Genomic DNA, 16,894 nt, shown 5'->3' with positions numbered 1-16,894 from the left:
CCTTATCAACTGAACATTTCTTGAGAACCGCTAGGAGAATTATGTCGAAGATTATCTGGACCCGTACCGATGAGGCGCCGCTGCTCGCGACGTACTCTTTTAAGCCCATCGTCGAAGCCTTCGCCTCAACCGCCGACATCGACGTCGAAACCAGCGATATCTCGCTGGCGGCCCGCATCATCTCCCAGTTCCCGGAGCGCCTGCGCGAGGACCAGAAGATCGATGACGCCCTTTCCCAACTCGGTGCCTTGGCCAAGACCCCGGAAGCAAACATCATCAAGCTTCCTAACATCTCGGCCTCTCTGGTCCAGCTCAAGAAGGCCATCGCCGAGCTGCAAGCTGATGGCTACGATCTGCCGGAGTACCCGGACAGCCCCGCCACGCCCGAGGAAGAAGAAATCGCCGCGCGCTATGACGCCATCAAGGGCTCCGCGGTCAACCCCGTCCTGCGCGAGGGCAACTCCGATCGCCGCGCACCCCAGGCAGTGAAGAACTTCGTGAAGAAGCACCCGCACCGCATGGGTGCTTGGTCCGCCGATTCCAAGACCAACGTCGCCACCATGGATCACGGCGACTTCCGCCACAACGAAAAGTCCGTGGTGATGCCCGAGGCCGACACGCTGACCATCAAGCTCACCGCCGCTGACGGCACCGAGACCATCCTCCTCGACGGCCTCGACGTGCTCAAGGGCGAGGTCATCGACGGCACCTTCATGTCCGCGCGAGCCCTCGACGAGTTCCTGGCGCAGCAGGTCAAGCGCGCCAAGGAGGAGGGCGTGCTCTTCTCCGCACACCTGAAGGCCACCATGATGAAGGTCTCCGACCCGATCATGTTCGGCCATGTCGTGCGCGCCTACTTCGCTGATGTCTTTGCCAAGTACGGCGATGAGTTGCTGGCCGCCGGCCTTAACGGCGAGAACGGCCTCGGCGCCATCTACGCCGGCCTCGACGCGCTGGACAATGGCGCTGAAATCAAGGCAGCTTTCGAAGCGGCTCTGGCCGCAGGCCCTGACCTGGCCATGGTCAACTCCGCCAAGGGCATCACGAACCTCCACGTCCCCTCCGACGTCATCATCGACGCCTCCATGCCCGCCATGATCCGCACCTCCGGGCACATGTGGAACAAGAACGACGAAGAGCAGGACACCCTTGCCGTCATTCCGGATTCCTCCTACGCAGGCGTGTACCAGGCTGTCATCGAGGATTGCAAGGCACACGGCCAGTTTGACCCCACCACGATGGGCACCGTGCCCAACGTCGGTCTCATGGCGCAGAAGGCCGAGGAGTACGGCTCCCACAACAAGACCTTCAAGATTCCGGCCGCCGGCACCGTCACCGTTGTCAACAAGGCCGGCGAGGCACTTATCTCCCACGAGGTCGAGGCTGGCGATATCTGGCGCGCCTGCCAGACCAAGGATGCCCCCATCCAGGACTGGGTCAAGCTGGCCGTGACGCGCTCGCGCATTTCCGGCATGCCCGCCATCTTCTGGCTCGACCCCACCCGCGGACACGATGCGCAGCTCATCACCCTCGTGAAAAAGTACCTGGGTGACCACGACACCGCGGGTCTTGACATCACCATCGCCTCGCCTATCGAGGCCACCAAGACCTCCGTCGAGCGTATCCGCCGCGGCGAGGACACCATCTCCGTGACCGGCAACGTGCTGCGTGACTACAACACCGACCTTTTCCCCATCCTCGAGCTGGGCACCTCGGCAAAGATGCTTTCCGTGGTTCCGCTCATGGCCGGGGGCGGCCTCTTCGAGACCGGAGCCGGCGGCTCCGCCCCGAAGCACGTGCAGCAGGTGGAAGAGGAGAACCACTTGCGCTGGGACTCGCTCGGTGAGTTCCTCGCGCTTGCGGAGTCCTTCCGCCACGAGCTGCACGCTCACGGCAACCAGAAGGCCGGCGTGCTGGCTGCGGCCCTCGATAAGGCCACCGAGAAGCTGCTCAACGAGGGCAAGTCTCCTTCGCGCAAGGTCGGCGAGATCGACAACCGCGGCTCGCACTTCTTCCTGGCCACCTACTGGGCCGAGGAGCTCGCTCAGCAGACCGAGGATGCCGCCCTTTCAGCGACCTTCCAGAGCCTCGCGCAGGAGCTGAGCTCCGCTGCCGAGGAGATCGCCCAAGGCCTTCTCGACGTACAGGGTTCCCCCGCCGATCTCGGCGGTTACTACTGGGTCGATGACGCCAAGACCACCCAGGTCATGCGTCCGGTGGCGAAGTTCAACGCCATCATCGACGGCCTGAAGTAGCCTCTCTTCGCGCTTACCGCGCTTGTCCGCCTTTTTGGCGGGCAGGCGCGGTTTCGTTGTTTTCTACCACTCTTATAGCCGCCGGTTTCCCCTAAATCCGCTGCTTAACACTACTTTCTAGACCCCGCGGGGGTGTGACACCACCATAACTATTGCTTGAAAGAAATAACCCAGCCGGTTTATCTATTTGACAGTAGGTACTTATTTCTCTTTGGCGTCCACCACACCTTCAAAAGACGGGAGATGCGAATGGAAGCAGCAGACGTCGCGTGGGTGCTCAGCGCATTCACACTTGTCTCTCTGATGTTCCCGGGCCTGGCCCTCCTCTACGGCGGAATGCTCGGACAAAAGCAAGTTCTTAATATGTTCATGATGGTCATGGGCTCGTCGTCGGCGATTCACTTGGCGGACTAGGTATCATTGGCAACCCCCTGGAGTACCTCGGATTTGCCAACCTCATGGAAGATGACGGCGCCCGCTCCACCTTGTGGGCAGCCTTCTACATCTTCTTCGCCGCAATCTCTCTAGCCCTGACCTCCTCGGGCGCTGCCGGCCGCATGAAAATCAGTGCCTTTCTGATTTTCGGATTCTTCTGGCTCACGTTCGTCTACGCGCCGCTGGCGCACTGGGTATTTGCCATCTCTGACCTCGAGACCGGCAACGTCGGCGGCTGGATGCGCGATGTCCTCGGATTCCACGACTTCACCGGCGGCACCGCCGTGCACATGAATGCCGGCGCAATGGGACTGGCACTTGCTGTCATACTCGGTCCACGCAGCTCGACCTCGATGACTCGCCCGCACAGCCTGCCGCTTGTCCTCATCGGCCTGGGCATCATCATCGCCGGCTGGTTCGGATTCAATGGCGGCACGCAGGTGGCGCAAACCTCCTCGCTACCTATGTCGTCATGACCAGCGTCATCGCCGCCTCTATGGGCGCCTTCGCCTTCATGGTCTACGAGTGGATTACCAGCAAGAAGCCCACGCTGCTGGGATTTTGTACCGGCGTGCTCGGCGGACTCGTCGCCATTACGCCTTCCGCAGACGCGGTCTCTCCCCTAGGGGCGATGGCCATGGGCATCTTCGGCGCTATCGTCGCCGCGTGGGGAATCTCCCTCAAGCGTCGTCACGGCCTCGATGATTCACTCGACGTCTTCGCGGTTCACGGCATGGCCGGCATCGCCGGAGCAATATACGAAATGTTCCTTGGCAACCCCGCCGCCCCAGCCGGGTTCGCGGGAGTCTTCCGCGGCGGCGAACTGTCGCTGCTGTGGCGCGAGCCGGCTGCCATCATCGTCACCCTGGTATTCGCTTTCGGAGTCTCGTGGCTCATCCTCGAGATGATGAGCCAGTTCATGGAGCTGCGCATCAGCGACGAAGACGAAGTCGCGAGCATCGACCTGGCAGAGCATCACGAAAGCGCCTACGACACCCGCACCGCAAACGCCTAACCCATTTTCTACAAGGAGTATTTTCCAATGTCTCAGACCCCCGAGCAGGCCTCGACTCGCATAGAGTTTCTCTACCTTTCCGAGCCGGACATGATCGAGGCCGGGGTAACCGATATCGCCCGCTGCATCGACGTCATGGATGAAACCCTCGTGCTCCTCGCCGACGAGGACTACCGCATGGCCGGTCAGAACGCGAACTCGCACGGCGCAATGATGAGCTTCCCCGCGCAGCCACGCTTCGACTCCATGCCTACCGACGGCCCCGACCGCCGCTTCATGGCCATGCCCGCCTACTTGGGCGGCCGCTTCCGCAATACCGGAGTCAAGTGGTACGGCTCCAACGCCGAAAACCGCAAGAAGGGGCTCCCCCCTCCATCCACACATCCACGCTGAATGACACCGACACCGGCGTTCCGCTGGCAATCATGTCCGGCAACCTGCTTTCAGCCTATCGCACCGGCGCCGTGCCCGGAGTGGGAGTCATTGCTCTGAGGCCGGGGATCAAGGCCATCAAGGTCAAGGGGCGCAGTCAGGGCAGCACCGACTCATTTATCGAATGGGTAACCCAGACCTATCCCCTCCGTCGCCGAGGTCTATCGCCTGGAAACCGACGCCGAGGCCACCCGGGACAGCGACATCGTCATCGCAGCCACGACAACCGACGCCGCCGGCTCCTCCGCCTTTCCTTACTTCAAGAAAGAAGACATCAAGCCCGGCGCGCTCCTGCTCCTGCCCGCTGCCGCGCGCTTCGACGACGACTTCTTAGGCGAAGACAACACCCGTCTCGTGCTTGACTACCACGGACTCTACGATGCCTGGGCCGAGGAATACGGCGACGAGGCCTATTAGATCCTCGGTATTCCCGGCTGCCACTGGAACGGACTCGTGGAGAAAGGCCAGCTAGACGCCTCCAACTTCGACCAGATTGGTGACATCTCCGCCGGGCGCACCCCGGCGCGCCGCAACGAGGATGAGAGCATCCTCTCCTCGGTAGGCGGCATGCCCGTCGAGGACGTCGCCTGGGCAACCGAGGTCTACGACAACGCCCACGCCAAGGGCCTCGGCCAGAACCTTCTTCTCTGGGACGAACCGGCCATCAAATAACACCACTATCATCATTAAGAAAGAAGAAATCTCACTCATGAGCAGCAAAAAAGTCGTCGTCATCGGGCTGGGCACCATGGGCTCCATGTCATTATGGCAGCTCTCCCAGCACGCCGACGTCGAAGCTATCGGCATCGAACAATTCGGCCTCGTTCACGGATACGGCGCCTTCACCGGTGAATCGCGCCTGTTCCGAGCGGCTTACCAAGAAGGAACCAAGTACGTTCCCATTCTCAAAGAAGCGCGCAGCTTGTGGCAAGAGCTCGCCGCCGCCTCTGGCCGTCAGCTCTTCCTCAACTTCGGAGTCATCTCCATTGGCGAGGAGTCCAATGCGCCTTTCCAGATGATGCTGCAGTCCATCAAGGATTGGGGGCTGCCTCACGAGCACCTCAGCGCCGCGGATCTTCGCGAGCGCTTCCCTGCCATGGATTTCAAGGATACGGAAGAAGGCGTCGTCGACAAGCTGGGCGGGGCGCTGCGCCCCGAGCTGGCGGTCCTTTCCGCCTTGGAACAAGCTCGTGCTAACGGTGCAACCATCTACGAACACGAGGAAGTCCTCGCCTTCGAAGACACGGGCAGCGGCGTCACGGTGACCACCTCCCAGCGCACCATCAATGCTGACTCCGTCATCGTTTCCGCCGGCGCATGGACCGAGTTGGTGCTGCCGCAGCTCACGCCGCTGCTGGAGGTACGCAAGCTGGCTCTCACCTGGTTCCTGCCCAAGGACCTCCAGCTCTTCCAGCCTGACCGGCTCCCCTGCTTCATCTGGGACAAGGATGATTTCCACGTCTTCGGCGCACCCTGCGTCGACGGGTATTCCGTCAAGATTTCCGGACTCGACCTGTGGGGCGGACCCGACACCGAACGCGTCGAGGACGCAGACTTGCGCCTTGAAAGAGACGCAGTCTCTGCCTTTGGACGCCAAGTCGCCGGGCTATTCCCCGGCGTCGATGCGGAGCCTAACCGCTACTCGGTGCACTTCGATACCTACACCGCGGATAAGACACCCATCATCGACCGCGTGGGCAACGTCGTTGTTACGGCTGGCTTCTCTGGCCACGGGTTCAAGCTCTCTCCTGCGGTGGGCAAGCTCGCTACCGCGTTGGCGCTGGGTGAGGACACCGCACTTCATCATCCCGACTTCCGAATCGAGGCACACGGGCCGGTGCTGGCAGCGGTATAACCCCCTTTTCAGTTAATTTACAGAAATGGGTTCGGATTCGGCGGTCGTGGCTCCTATACTTAGCTTGTTTTTGACGACTCTCCAGCTAGTAAGAAACAAGGAACCTCGATGCATGATTTTTCCGCGGCGCTCGCGCACCCCGACCAACGCAAGCGCCGCATCGCCGAATCCCTCTCCCAACAGGCCGAGACGGTGCTCGCTACCGCTCGCAGCATCCATGCGGAGCCGGAAACTTCCTTCCAGGAATTTAACAGCGCCAAGAAGCTAGCTGCAGTGCTTGCCGAAGCCGGATTCCGCGTCGAAGCTCCCTTCGCCGGACTTGATACCGCCTTCCGCGCCACCGCAGGTAGCGGTTCCCTCGTCGTCACACTGTGCCTGGAGTATGACTCCTTGGAGGGCATCGGTCACGCCTGCGGGCACAACATCATCGCGGGCGCCTCCCTCGGTGCCGGCCTGGCCTTGCGAGGGCTGGTAGATGAACTCGATATCACGCTGCAGCTCATCGGCACCCCGGCCGAGGAGCATGGTGCAGGCAAACAGATCATGCTCGACAACGGAGCCTTTGTCGGCACCCATCTAGCGATGATGACGCACCCCGGCCCCGACGTCGGGACCTATGATGTCTTAGGCTCCACCTCCCAAGCCGTCGGGCGCTTTCGGACCACTTTCCACGGGCGCGCCGCGCACGCGGCCGGCTTCCCGCATCGCGGGCTCAATGCCTCAGATGCGGCGATCATCGCTCAGGTTGCGGCGGGGATGCTGCGCCAGCAGGTCGAGGATGGGCATCGCTTTGCCCTTATCACCCGCGAGGCAGGGGTCGAAACAAACATCATCCCCGAGCGCGCCGTAGTGGACTGGGAATGCCGGGCTGTAACCCTCGAAGGGTGGACCACTTTGCGCGAACGCATCGTCGCTTGTCTTGAGGCCGGGGCCCATGCGGCGCAGTGCACGATGGACACCGTCGAGATAGAGCCTTTGTATGAGCCACTGCTGCAGAACACGACGCTGGGCACCGCCTGGAACGAGGCCATGTCTGTGCTGGGCCGCCCGCTCAACGGATCGCTCGGTGTTAATGCCGCGTCGACTGATATGGGCAACGTCTCGCAGCGCTTCCCCTCCCTGCATCCTTTTGTCGGAGTGAGCGGAGCGCACGAGAGCCTCCACTCTGCCGCCTTTACCCAAGCCGCCGACACCGACGCCGCTTATGACCTCATGTTCGATTCCGCCCTCGCCATGGCGTGGATAGCCGAGGATGTCGCCTCCAACCCCCATCGCCGCCAGCAGATTCTTGCCGACGCCGATCTTCTCCAAGAACGGAACCTCTAATGTCCATCACTCACCGCCCACACACAGGGACAGCCGCCGCGCCGATCGATAGGGCCGGAAAGCGCCAGATTCTGCCTTTGGTTGTCCTGTCGGTGCTTATTGCGGTTGTGGCCTCGATCATCGGCAAGGTCACTATTCCGGTTGGTCCCGCGACGATCAGCATCTTCCCCATGGTCTGGGGCCTCATCTTGGGCGCACTAATCTCGATGCAGAAGGTCAAGCCCGTCCCCGTATTTGTCCAGCGCACCGCCAATGCCCTGCTGGGCCTTTTCGTCCTCTTCCTCGTCGCCAGGCTCAGTTTCAACATCGGGCCGGAGCTGCGCACCATTTTGCAAGCAGGCCCAGCGCTTTTGCTCCAAGAGGTAGGCCACTTTCTCGGGACCATCGTGCTGGCGTTGCCGCTGGCCGTGGCTTTGAAGATGGGGCCGGCGACCATTGGCGCCACTTTCTCCCTCGACCGCGAGCCTGCGTTCGCGATGGTCAACGAGAAGTATGGCCCAGATTCCGATCAGTATCGCGGCGTTTTGGCCATGTACGTCTTTGGCACACTCTTCGGCGCAGTCATCATTTCCTTCCTGACCTCTTTGGTGGCCAGCCTCGACATCTTCGACCCAGGCGCCTTGGCGATGGGCGTGGGCGTGGGCTCTGGGTCAATGATGGCGGCGGGAATCGCCTCCATCGTCGACATCTACCCAGACGCTGCAGCCACCGTGTCCGGTCTAGCCGCGGTATCCAACCTCATCACCACCGTCGGCGGCGTGTACGTGGGCGTGTTCATCGCCCTCCCGCTCGCCGACAAGTTCTACCACTTCCTTACGCGCGGCAAGCAGGCAGACGCCGTCGTCAGTGCGGAAGAAGGCGAAGCCAACCGGGCCCTGCGCGAGAAGATCAGCGCCAATATGCGTCCGGTTTCGGTTCCGCTGTGGGCCTCTTTCGCCATCATCAACGCGCTGGGGCTTTTTACGGCCACCATCGAAACCGGCGGATGGGACATCAAGTACCTCTGGGGATACCTCACGATGGACGCGCTAGTGGCGCTGAGCATGCTCCTGCACAAGGCGTTTAAACCTATTTCCACCATCATCTGGGTCACGACTCTGGGCACAGCCATCTCCTCGCCATGGTCGCCCCTGACCGGCGTCATGCACGACTGGGTCGGCAGCGTTGACTACCTCTCCCTGTGTACGGTAGTCCTCGTCATGGCAGGGCTGTCTATCGGCAAAGACGCTCCCCTCTTGCGCCAAATCGGGTGGAAGATCATCCCGGTCGGCGTGACGGCCATCGTGGCCTCGTTCCTCTTTTCTGTCGTTATCGCCGAGTTCTCGCTCGGCATGTGGACTCTCTAGCCGGACACTTTATCGCCCGGCGGGGGCTGCCAGATTATCTTTCCGCCTTCGCGGGTAAGGCGCCCGCGCCGCGGTGGCGCATTCGGATCATCGTCATTAACCCCGTTGTGGTAGTTGCATAAGGTCACTAGGTTGGCAACGTTAGTCTCCCCGCCGTGACTCCACGGCGTGAGATGGTGAAACTGCCCTCTTTCCGCCGGGATGTTACAGCCCGGCCACGCACACGTAGGGTGCTCTGCTGCCAGCATTGTGCGCTGCTTGACCGATGCGAATCGCTCAAAGCGGTACAAGTCCACCGGCCCGTGCGTGCGGCTAATGATCGTGACAAGCCCCTCCTCGGCGCAGGCGCGTTCCACAAGCTGCGCACCGGTGATAACAGTCCCACTGGTGGTGCGCACCATCACGTCATCGCGCTCGCGGCGTACAAGCTTCCCGTAGTCCTCCAACTGGAGGACTGCCATGGTCGTCACCCGAGTACGCGCAGCCGGGGCCGCGCCTGCCTTGCCGAGCATGCGGGCGATAAAACTCTTACCCGGATGCTGCTGGTCGATGGTCCGGAAAGCATCTGCCATATCCAACCCATTACCCGTTACTGTCAAGGTAGCTAGCCCGTTGGGGTGCTGGCGCAGCAGTGCGCGCTCGCAATACGTGCGGGGGACACGCATCTCGCGCAGCCGGCGCCTAGCTACCGCAGTAACCTGCTCGCTTGGCGTGGCGCATAGCTCTACGCGTAGGTTCCATGCGGCTCGTTGTTCTTTGACGCGGCGGGTAAAAGACTCGATCTGGTGCAGGGTGCTCAGAGTGTGCCCGTTGCGCCGAGCAGCACAGACGGCCGAGCGTTGCTTGCCTGTGTAGGGTGTGGGGCCGAAGTAGATGGTGTGCAGGCCTATAAGCTCGGCGGCATCCTGTGTGCTGGCCCCTATCTTTTCAAGGTCTGGCACAGATAGCCCCGAGCACTCGGCTACGAGGTCAACACCTCGGCTAAGTTGTGCGAAGTACTCCTGCAAGCCCATGACCGCCACGCTAAGCCACCGCCCACCGCCGCGACAATCCCCAACCCGCACCAAGGCGGAGAACTGTGGATAACCCACCCGCACCGCCCCGGTTATCCACAGCCGGGCCGCCTAGCCAGAACTCCGCAGTGCGGTAGCAAGGCCATTCATCGTAACCTGGATGGTTTTGGAAACGAGGAAGGAGTCATCCCCTGCGCGATAGCGGCGCAAAAGCTCCAGCTGCACCGCGTTAAGGGGAAGCAAGTAGGGATAGCGCCTGCGCAAAGAGCGAGCTTGGCGCTGGTTTTCAGACACGAGGTCCGCATTGCCCGTGACCTCCTGATAAACCTCACGCGTGCGCTCAAACTCCTCCGCGATGATGCCATAAATGCGCCTGGCTACCTCCTGATCCTCGACCAAGTCCGCGTAAAGGCGAGCCAAAGACATCTCCGCCTTCGCCATGACCTGCGCCATGTTGGAAAAGACGCTGCGGAAGAAGGGCCAGGAAAGATAAAGCTCGCGCAGCTCCTCCCAGCGCTCCGGCTCGCTTCCGCCGTCCACCCATTCGCGCACCGCACTTCCGACGCCGAACCAGCCCGGCAGGTTTGTCCGGGATTGAGACCACGACAGCACCCACGGAATGGCGCGTAGGTCAGATATTGCGCTCGTCTGCTTGCGGGCGGCTGGGCGCGAGCCCAAGTTGAGGTCTCCGATTTCATGCAGCGGCGTCGATTCCGTGAAGTACTCGATGAAGCCGGGATCCTCAAGCAGCTCGCGATACTTCTGTCCCGAAAGAGTGGATAGTTCTCGCATCGTGGCATAGGCACGCTCAGGGTCAGCGATGGGTTCGGTGTCGAGCAACGAGGCTTCAAGCACCCCGGAGACAAAGGCTTCGAGGTGGCGGCGCGCAGTCTCCGGGGAGCCGTACTTCGCGGAAATCACCTCGCCTTGCTCAGTGATGCGCACCGAGCCATTAACCGCGCCTTGGGGCTGAGCCAGGATGGCGTCATAGGTCGGTCCGCCGCCCCTTCCTACTGCGCCGCCGCGCCCGTGGGCGAGGCGCAGTTCGACGCCGTGGCGCTGGCATACGTCGACGAGGGCAAGTTCGGCGTCGTAAAGCGCCCAGTTGGCCTGCAGATAGCCGCCATCTTTGTTGGAATCGGAGTACCCCAGCATCACCTCCTGCACGTCGCCACAAGAACGCAAATGCGCACGGTAGGCCGGGACTTGCCACAGCTGCTCCAAAATGTCAGCGCCTGCCTTAAGATCATCGATGGTCTCAAACAAAGGAACCATGCCGAGGTGGTCCAGCCCGACTTCCTTGAGCAGGATCATCGGCTCGAGGACATCACTAACCGCGCCAGTCATAGAAATTATGCAATGGGAGATGGACTGCAGACCGAAATCAGCGACGGCACGCGCGGCGGCTCGGAAGATGCCTAGCTCCTTCTCCGTATCCGCGCTCAGGCCCTCCACCCCGGGAAAGAGCAGTGGCCGCGGCGTGGCCAGCTCCGCGACGAGGATGTCAATCTTGTCCTCCTCCGCCAGCGCGGCATAGTCCTCGCAGCGTCCGGCGCGGCGGAAGAGCTCGCTCAGCACCTTCTCAAAAGACTCAGAGTTCTGCCGCAGGTCAAGGGTGTAGAGGTGGAAGCCGAAGGTAGACAGCGCAGAGCGCAGGCGCGCGAGTCGGTCGTCGGCGATCACAGCGTCGTTGTGCTGGCGCAAGGAGCGGTCGATGATGTCGAGGTCATAGCGCAGCTGAGCAGGTTCGCCGTAGGGCTCGGATTCGGGCGCTTTATCCTCCAAGACTGCGAGCTTGGCCTCGACACGGTGCCGGATTCCGAAAACCGCACGGCGATAGGGCTCATCCACGCGGGACTTCGCGTCATTTTCACTTGCCTCCGCAAGAGTTAGAAGCTCGCCCGAGCAGGAAGAATAGCGATCCGACAAGCTCAGTTCACGCTCGAGGGCCGCCAGCTCACGCTGGTAATAGCGCAGCACGGTCAGCGCCGCGCGGCGCGTGGCATAAGTTAGGGTTTCCGCCGTGACGAAGGGGTTGCCGTCGTGGTCTCCGCCGATCCAGGAGCCGGGGCGGACCACGGGGGCTTCGGGAAGCGAAAGCCCAAAGACTTCGTGCATTCCCCGCCGAATATCGCGGTTGATCGCCGGGATCTCTTCGAGGAGCGAGAGCTTGTAATAGCGCAATCCGACGTCGACCTCGTCCTCGAGCGTGGGCCGAGTAACGCGAATGAGCGCCGTCTGCCACAACAGCGTCATGCGCAGGTAGAGCTCGCGTTCGATGTCCGTATTATCTGCGGCCGTGTGACTGTGGCGCAGCAGCTGTTTGATCCGGGTCTGGGTATCAAATACCGTCCGACGCCGCGTCTCCGTGGGATGGGCCGTCAGCACCGGGGTAACCTGAGCGTCACGGATGACCTCCGCCGCCTGCGCCGGGGTGATCGAGGATTCGCGCAGCTTGGCAAAGGTCGTGCGCAGGGAGACGGCTGCGGGGACCGCTTCATCCTCGAGGTCCTCGGCCAGGTTGCTCAGCAGGGCGAAGTAGCTGAAGGCGCGGGCAACTAGATTGACCTTGGAGATGTCTAGGTCGCGGAAGATGGCGACGAGGTCCTCGGCGCGGGCGTTGCCGCGCGCCACCTCGAAGGCGAGCACGCGGGTCGATTCCACCAGCTCGAAGACCTCCTGGCCCTCCTGTTGCGCGATGACCTGGCCAAGTACTCGGCCGAGAAAGCGAATGTCTGCGCGGACTTGGTCATTAGGCGGTGTCGTCACGTGGGGTGTGTCCTTTCGCTCGCGTGTTTGCGTCCGCCCTTAAAAGTAGCGCAGGTCACTATCGCCCGTACCCCGGACGCGCACCACTACCCCCGAAACGAGTCCATCCACGCGCGATGCAGGCCGGCCTCGGCGTTTTCTTCCGGATGGAAGCTCAACGCGGTGATATTGCCCTGGCGCACGCCAACGATAACGGGGCGCCCCTGCGCATCTGCGCTGCGCGCGATGACCTCGACTCCGGCGCCGGCCTGAGTGACGATAGGCGCGCGGATGAAGCTCGCCTCAACCTCAACGCCGTCGACGCGGACAAGACGCTCGCTCGAAAAGCGCTGGTTGCCAAAGGCATTACGCCGCACTGTCACGTCGAGCACCCCGAGGGTGCGCTGGCCTGGGGCCGGATTGTCAAGACGCTTCGCACAGTAGATGAGCCCGGCGCACGTGGCCAAGGTGGGCAGCCCCGCAGTGATCGCAGCGGCTAGGGGCTGGGCTAGGCCGAAAGCACGGGCCAGCTTATCGACGACGCTCGATTCCCCGCCCGGCAACACCATCGCATCGAGGCCCTCCAGATCCTGCGGCAGGCGCACGCGGCGCACCTGCGCGCCAAGTAAGGACAGGATGTCGCAGTGCTCCTCGACGCCTCCCTGCAGCGCCAGTACGCCAATCACCAGCCGCGCTCTGCCAGGCGGTGCGGGGCGGGCACGTCGGCAACGTTGATGCCTACCATAGCCTCGCCCAGGTGACGCGAGACTCGGGCCAGCTGTGCGGGCTGATCGTAGAGCGTGGCGGCCTGGACGATGGCGGCCGCACGTGCCGCAGGGTTGCCGGACTTGAAAATCCCGGAGCCAACGAAGACGCCCTGGGCGCCCATCTGGCGGACGAGGGCGGCGTCGGCTGGCGTGGCGACACCACCCGCGACGAAGAGCACGACCGGAAGCGCGCCGGTCTCCGCCACCTCGTGCACGAGGTCATAGGGCGCTTGCAGCTCCTTCGCTGCGACGAAGAGCTCGTCGCGATCGAGATTGCGCAGGCGGGCAATCTCGCCCCGAATGGTGCGCAGGTGCTTGACGGCCTCGGAGACGTCTCCCGTGCCGGCCTCGCCCTTGGAGCGGATCATCGCCGCGCCCTCGGTGATACGCCGCAGGGCCTCGCCCAGGTTGGTCGCGCCGCAGACGAAAGGCACCTCGAAGTCCCACTTGTTGATGTGGTTGGTGTAGTCCGCCGGGGAGAGAACCTCCGATTCGTCGATGAAATCCACGCCTAGTTCCGCGAGGATCTGGGCCTCGACGAAGTGACCGATGCGGGCCTTGGCCATGACCGGGATGGACACGGCGTCGACGATGCCCTCGATGAGATCCGGATCGGACATGCGCGCCACGCCACCCTGGGCACGAATATCGGCCGGGACCCGTTCCAAAGCCATAACCGCGGCCGCACCAGCGTCTTCCGCGATCTTGGCCTGCTCTGCGGTGACGACGTCCATGATGACGCCGCCCTTGAGCATGTCGGCCAGGCCGCGCTTGACGCGAGTGGTGGCGAAGGTGGCGTCCCCGGAGGGCTGTCCCGAATTACTAGTTTTACGTGTCATGTCGTCTATACAAGCGCGCACAGCGGTCCAATACAAGGTCCAATTCTCAGCAATTGGATTAGACCACTTAGGATGGCGGGCATGAACCTCACACTCGATCCGCAGGATCCGCGCCCGCTGCCTGTGCAAATCGCGGCCGCAGTTCGCGAGCTGGTAGCCGCAGGAGCCCTCCTGCCTGGAGAGACCATCGAGTCCTCGCGCGCGCTCGCAGCCTCGCTGGGCATCTCGCGCGGCAGTGTGGTCACGGCCTTCGACCAGCTCACCGCGGAAGGATACCTCGTGGCCACGACGGGTTCGCGAACACGCATCAATCCCCTCCTCAAGCCCATCGCACAGCCATCGCCTGCGCCCGCACCCTCCCCTGCACCCCGCCCGCCACTCATTGAGCTAACACCGGGACTTCCCGATTCGCGCGGGATTGTCACACCGCAGTGGCGCGCGGCGTGGCGCGAGGCCGCCGCCCATGCGCTAGGCACTGCCCCCTCCGTGGGGCTGGAGGCGTTGCGCCGCGAGATAGCGGCCCACCTGCGCCACATGCGCGGGCTCGCCGTGGAGACAGAGCGGATTATCGTCACCGCCGGCGCGCGCGAAGGGCTCACGCTCTTCCTGCGGCACATAGCGGGACCAGGCCCGTTGCGCATTGGCGTCGAGTCGCCCGGCTATCCCAGCCTGCGCCGCATCCCGCCGGCCTTGGGCCATACGCTCGTGGAGGTTCCCACCGACTCGGAGGGCGTCACGGTTCCCCCCACGCCAGTCGACGCCCTCGTCCTCACCCCCAGCCACCAGTATCCCTACGGCGAGTCGCTGTCGGCGGCGCGGCGCACCGAGGTAGTGGAGTGGGCCCGCAGTCAGAGCAGTTGGATCATCGAGGATGATTTCGATTCAGAGCTGCGCTACCTCGGCCAACCCTTACCCGCGTTGGCGTCGCTGGCCCCGGAACGCACGGTCCTGCTCGGAACCTTTTCTTCGGTTCTCTCCCCCGGGATTGCCTGCGGTTTCCTCGTCTGCCCTCCCCGCCTCGTGGCCGGCCTTTCCGCGCAGCGCGAGCTCTTTGGGCAGCCGGTCAGCCTCATCACGCAGACCGCACTGGCCTCCTTCATGGCCAGCGGTGCGCTGCGCCGCCATACGGGAAAGATGCGCCGCGCCTATCGAAGCCGCCGCAACCTCGTCATCGACGCCTTCTCCGACGTCGAGGGCGTGGAACTTCTCCCCATCCATGGAGGACTACACGCGGTCTTGTTGTGTCAGCGACCAGCCGCCGAAGTCGTTGCACGTGCAGCCCGTAGCCGGGTTGGCTTGACCGCCTTGGCGGACTATTGGGGAGGCCACACCGCTCCCAACGGCGTGGTTATAGGCTTCGGGCACCTCGACGATGCACAGCTAGCCGGCGCGCTGAAAGTGCTCGCTCACGCCAGCAACAGCACCCAGCCATAACGCTTTGTCTATTTACATTATTCACCTTCCCTGTGGTTTTCCCTGCGAGAATAGACACGGCATACAGCTTGGTCTAGTCTGGGGTCTCATGACTACGAAATACGATAATTCTTCTTCCGCGAAGTGGTCCTTCGCCACCCGCGCGGTTCACGCCGGGCAGAACCTCGACGGGACGATCAACGCCCGCAACGTGCCCATCTACCAGACCACCTCCTACGTCTTCGACTCCGCGCAACACGCAGCCGATCGCTTCGGTCTCGCAAATGCCGGTCCGATTTATACCCGCATTACCAACCCCACGACTGAGGCGCTAGAAACCCGCCTTGCCGCCCTAGAGGGCGGGGCCGCAGCCGTGGCCTTCGCCTCCGGCCAAGCCGCTGAGACCGCAGCGATCCTCACCCTGGCTTCCGCCGGGGACCACATCGTCACCTCCCCTCGTCTCTACGGTGGCACCGCTAACCTCTTCACGGTGACCCTGCAGCGCCTGGGCATCGATGTCACACTCGTCGACGATCCGGATGATCCCGGCTCCTGGGCCGCAGCGGTGCAAGACAACACCAAGGCCTTCTACGGCGAGACGTTTGGCAACCCAGCCGCCGATATCCTCAACATCCCTGCCATAGCGCAGGTCGCACACGATAATCAGGTGCCTCTCATCGTCGATAACACGATCGCCACCGCCGCTCTGGCCCGCCCGCTCGAGCTCGGCGCCGACATCGTCGTCTTGTCTACCACGAAGTTCTACTCAGGAAGCGGCTCCGTCATCGGCGGCGCCATCGTGGACGGCGGATCCTTTGACTGGACCGTCGAGCGAAATGGCAGCCCGGTCTTTCCCTACTTCGTCACCCCGGAGGCTTCTTATCACGGGCTGACCTTCGCCGAGCTGGACATCCCTCCCTTTGCCACGAAAGCCCGTGTGGGTATACTGCGCGATACCGGTGCGGCAATGTCCCCGTTTAATGCCTGGCTGACGCTGCAGGGGATTGAGACGCTGCAGCTGCGCGTCGAAAAGCACAATGCCAACGCCCAGCAGGTCGCCGAGTACCTCGATGGCCACCCCAAGGTGGCGGCGGTGCACTACGCCGGCCTGGACTCTTCGCCGTACAAGGCGCTCAAGGAGGAGCTGGGCTACGCCTACACAGGCTCGGTACTCTCCTTCGATATCGTCGGCGGCAAGGACGAGGCTTGGGCGTTTATTGACGCCCTGCGCCTGCACTCCAACCTCGCCAACGTCGGCGATACGCGCTCGCTCGCAGTGCACCCGGCCACCACCACCCACTCCCAATCGGATGTGGAAGGTTTGCGCGTGGCTGGAATCAAGCAATCTACTATCCGCCTCTCGGTCGGCATCGAGGACATCCGCGATATCATTGCTGATCTTGAGGCAGGTTTCGCTGCCGTCTAGGCACCGACGTCGTCCACGAAAGAA

General features: G+C 62.7%; 10 protein-coding genes and 2 pseudogenes. 8 read left to right on the top strand and 4 right to left on the bottom strand.

Features of this window, described 5'->3' with window-relative positions; translation table 11 throughout:
* The first annotated feature begins 41 nt into the window (after positions 1 to 41).
* The 6 genes and pseudogenes from F4V60_RS02690 to F4V60_RS02665 all read left to right on the top strand — a co-directional run bounded on the left by F4V60_RS02690 (position 42) and on the right by F4V60_RS02665 (position 8,664).
* A complete protein-coding gene (locus F4V60_RS02690; protein ID WP_075729216.1) occupies positions 42 to 2,255 on the top strand; it encodes an NADP-dependent isocitrate dehydrogenase in 2,214 nt (737 codons plus the stop codon).
* A 243-nt stretch (positions 2,256 to 2,498) separates the two neighbouring features.
* Positions 2,499 to 3,705: pseudogene (locus F4V60_RS12940) on the top strand (ammonium transporter).
* A 27-nt stretch (positions 3,706 to 3,732) separates the two neighbouring features.
* A pseudogene (locus tag F4V60_RS02680) lies at positions 3,733 to 4,809 on the top strand (Rossmann-fold NAD(P)-binding domain-containing protein).
* A 37-nt stretch (positions 4,810 to 4,846) separates the two neighbouring features.
* Positions 4,847 to 5,992, top strand: coding sequence for an N-methyl-L-tryptophan oxidase (gene solA, locus F4V60_RS02675; RefSeq protein WP_075729215.1), 1,146 nt, complete (start codon positions 4,847 to 4,849; stop codon positions 5,990 to 5,992).
* 108 nt (positions 5,993 to 6,100) lie between these two features.
* Positions 6,101 to 7,318: a M20 family metallopeptidase gene (locus tag F4V60_RS02670; protein WP_075729214.1), complete on the top strand. Its 1,218-nt coding sequence runs from the start codon at positions 6,101 to 6,103 to the stop codon at positions 7,316 to 7,318.
* On the top strand, positions 7,318 to 8,664 hold the full coding sequence (locus F4V60_RS02665; protein WP_075729213.1) for a DUF3100 domain-containing protein: 1,347 nt from the start codon (positions 7,318 to 7,320) through the stop codon (positions 8,662 to 8,664). The genes F4V60_RS02670 and F4V60_RS02665 overlap by 1 nt, the downstream gene beginning before the upstream one ends.
* On the opposite strand, the gene F4V60_RS02660 is transcribed toward F4V60_RS02665, so the two are convergent.
* The 4 genes from F4V60_RS02660 to pdxS all read right to left on the bottom strand — a co-directional run bounded on the left by F4V60_RS02660 (position 8,661) and on the right by pdxS (position 14,031).
* Positions 8,661 to 9,677, bottom strand: coding sequence for an HNH endonuclease signature motif containing protein (locus tag F4V60_RS02660; protein ID WP_075730994.1), 1,017 nt, complete (start codon positions 9,675 to 9,677; stop codon positions 8,661 to 8,663). The two genes, F4V60_RS02665 and F4V60_RS02660, sit on opposite strands and share 4 nt — an antisense overlap.
* A gap of 111 nt (positions 9,678 to 9,788) precedes the next feature.
* Positions 9,789 to 12,446, bottom strand: coding sequence for a phosphoenolpyruvate carboxylase (ppc, locus tag F4V60_RS02655; RefSeq protein WP_075729212.1), 2,658 nt, complete (start codon positions 12,444 to 12,446; stop codon positions 9,789 to 9,791).
* Positions 12,447 to 12,532: 86 nt separating this feature from the next.
* Entirely contained in the window at positions 12,533 to 13,114 is a 582-nt protein-coding gene (pdxT, locus tag F4V60_RS02650; protein WP_075729211.1) for a pyridoxal 5'-phosphate synthase glutaminase subunit PdxT, read from the bottom strand.
* Complete coding sequence (gene pdxS, locus F4V60_RS02645) at positions 13,108 to 14,031, bottom strand: pyridoxal 5'-phosphate synthase lyase subunit PdxS (RefSeq protein ID WP_075729210.1); 924 nt, start codon at positions 14,029 to 14,031, stop codon at positions 13,108 to 13,110. The genes pdxT and pdxS overlap by 7 nt, the downstream gene beginning before the upstream one ends.
* An 81-nt stretch (positions 14,032 to 14,112) precedes the next feature.
* Here pdxS and pdxR point away from each other — a divergent pair, with 81 nt between their 5' ends.
* The gene (pdxR, locus tag F4V60_RS02640) at positions 14,113 to 15,465 is read left to right on the top strand and encodes a MocR-like pyridoxine biosynthesis transcription factor PdxR (protein ID WP_075729209.1); all 1,353 of its coding nucleotides are present in this window, start codon (positions 14,113 to 14,115) and stop codon (positions 15,463 to 15,465) included.
* Between the two features lie 88 nt (positions 15,466 to 15,553).
* A complete protein-coding gene (locus F4V60_RS02635; RefSeq protein WP_075729208.1) occupies positions 15,554 to 16,870 on the top strand; it encodes an O-acetylhomoserine/O-acetylserine sulfhydrylase in 1,317 nt (438 codons plus the stop codon).
* The last annotated feature ends 24 nt before the right edge of the window (positions 16,871 to 16,894 follow it).

It is taken from the genome of Corynebacterium flavescens, assembly GCF_008693105.1.
Lineage (GTDB): Bacteria > Actinomycetota > Actinomycetes > Mycobacteriales > Mycobacteriaceae > Corynebacterium > Corynebacterium flavescens.
This window is presented reverse-complemented; position numbering and strand designations above follow the sequence as displayed.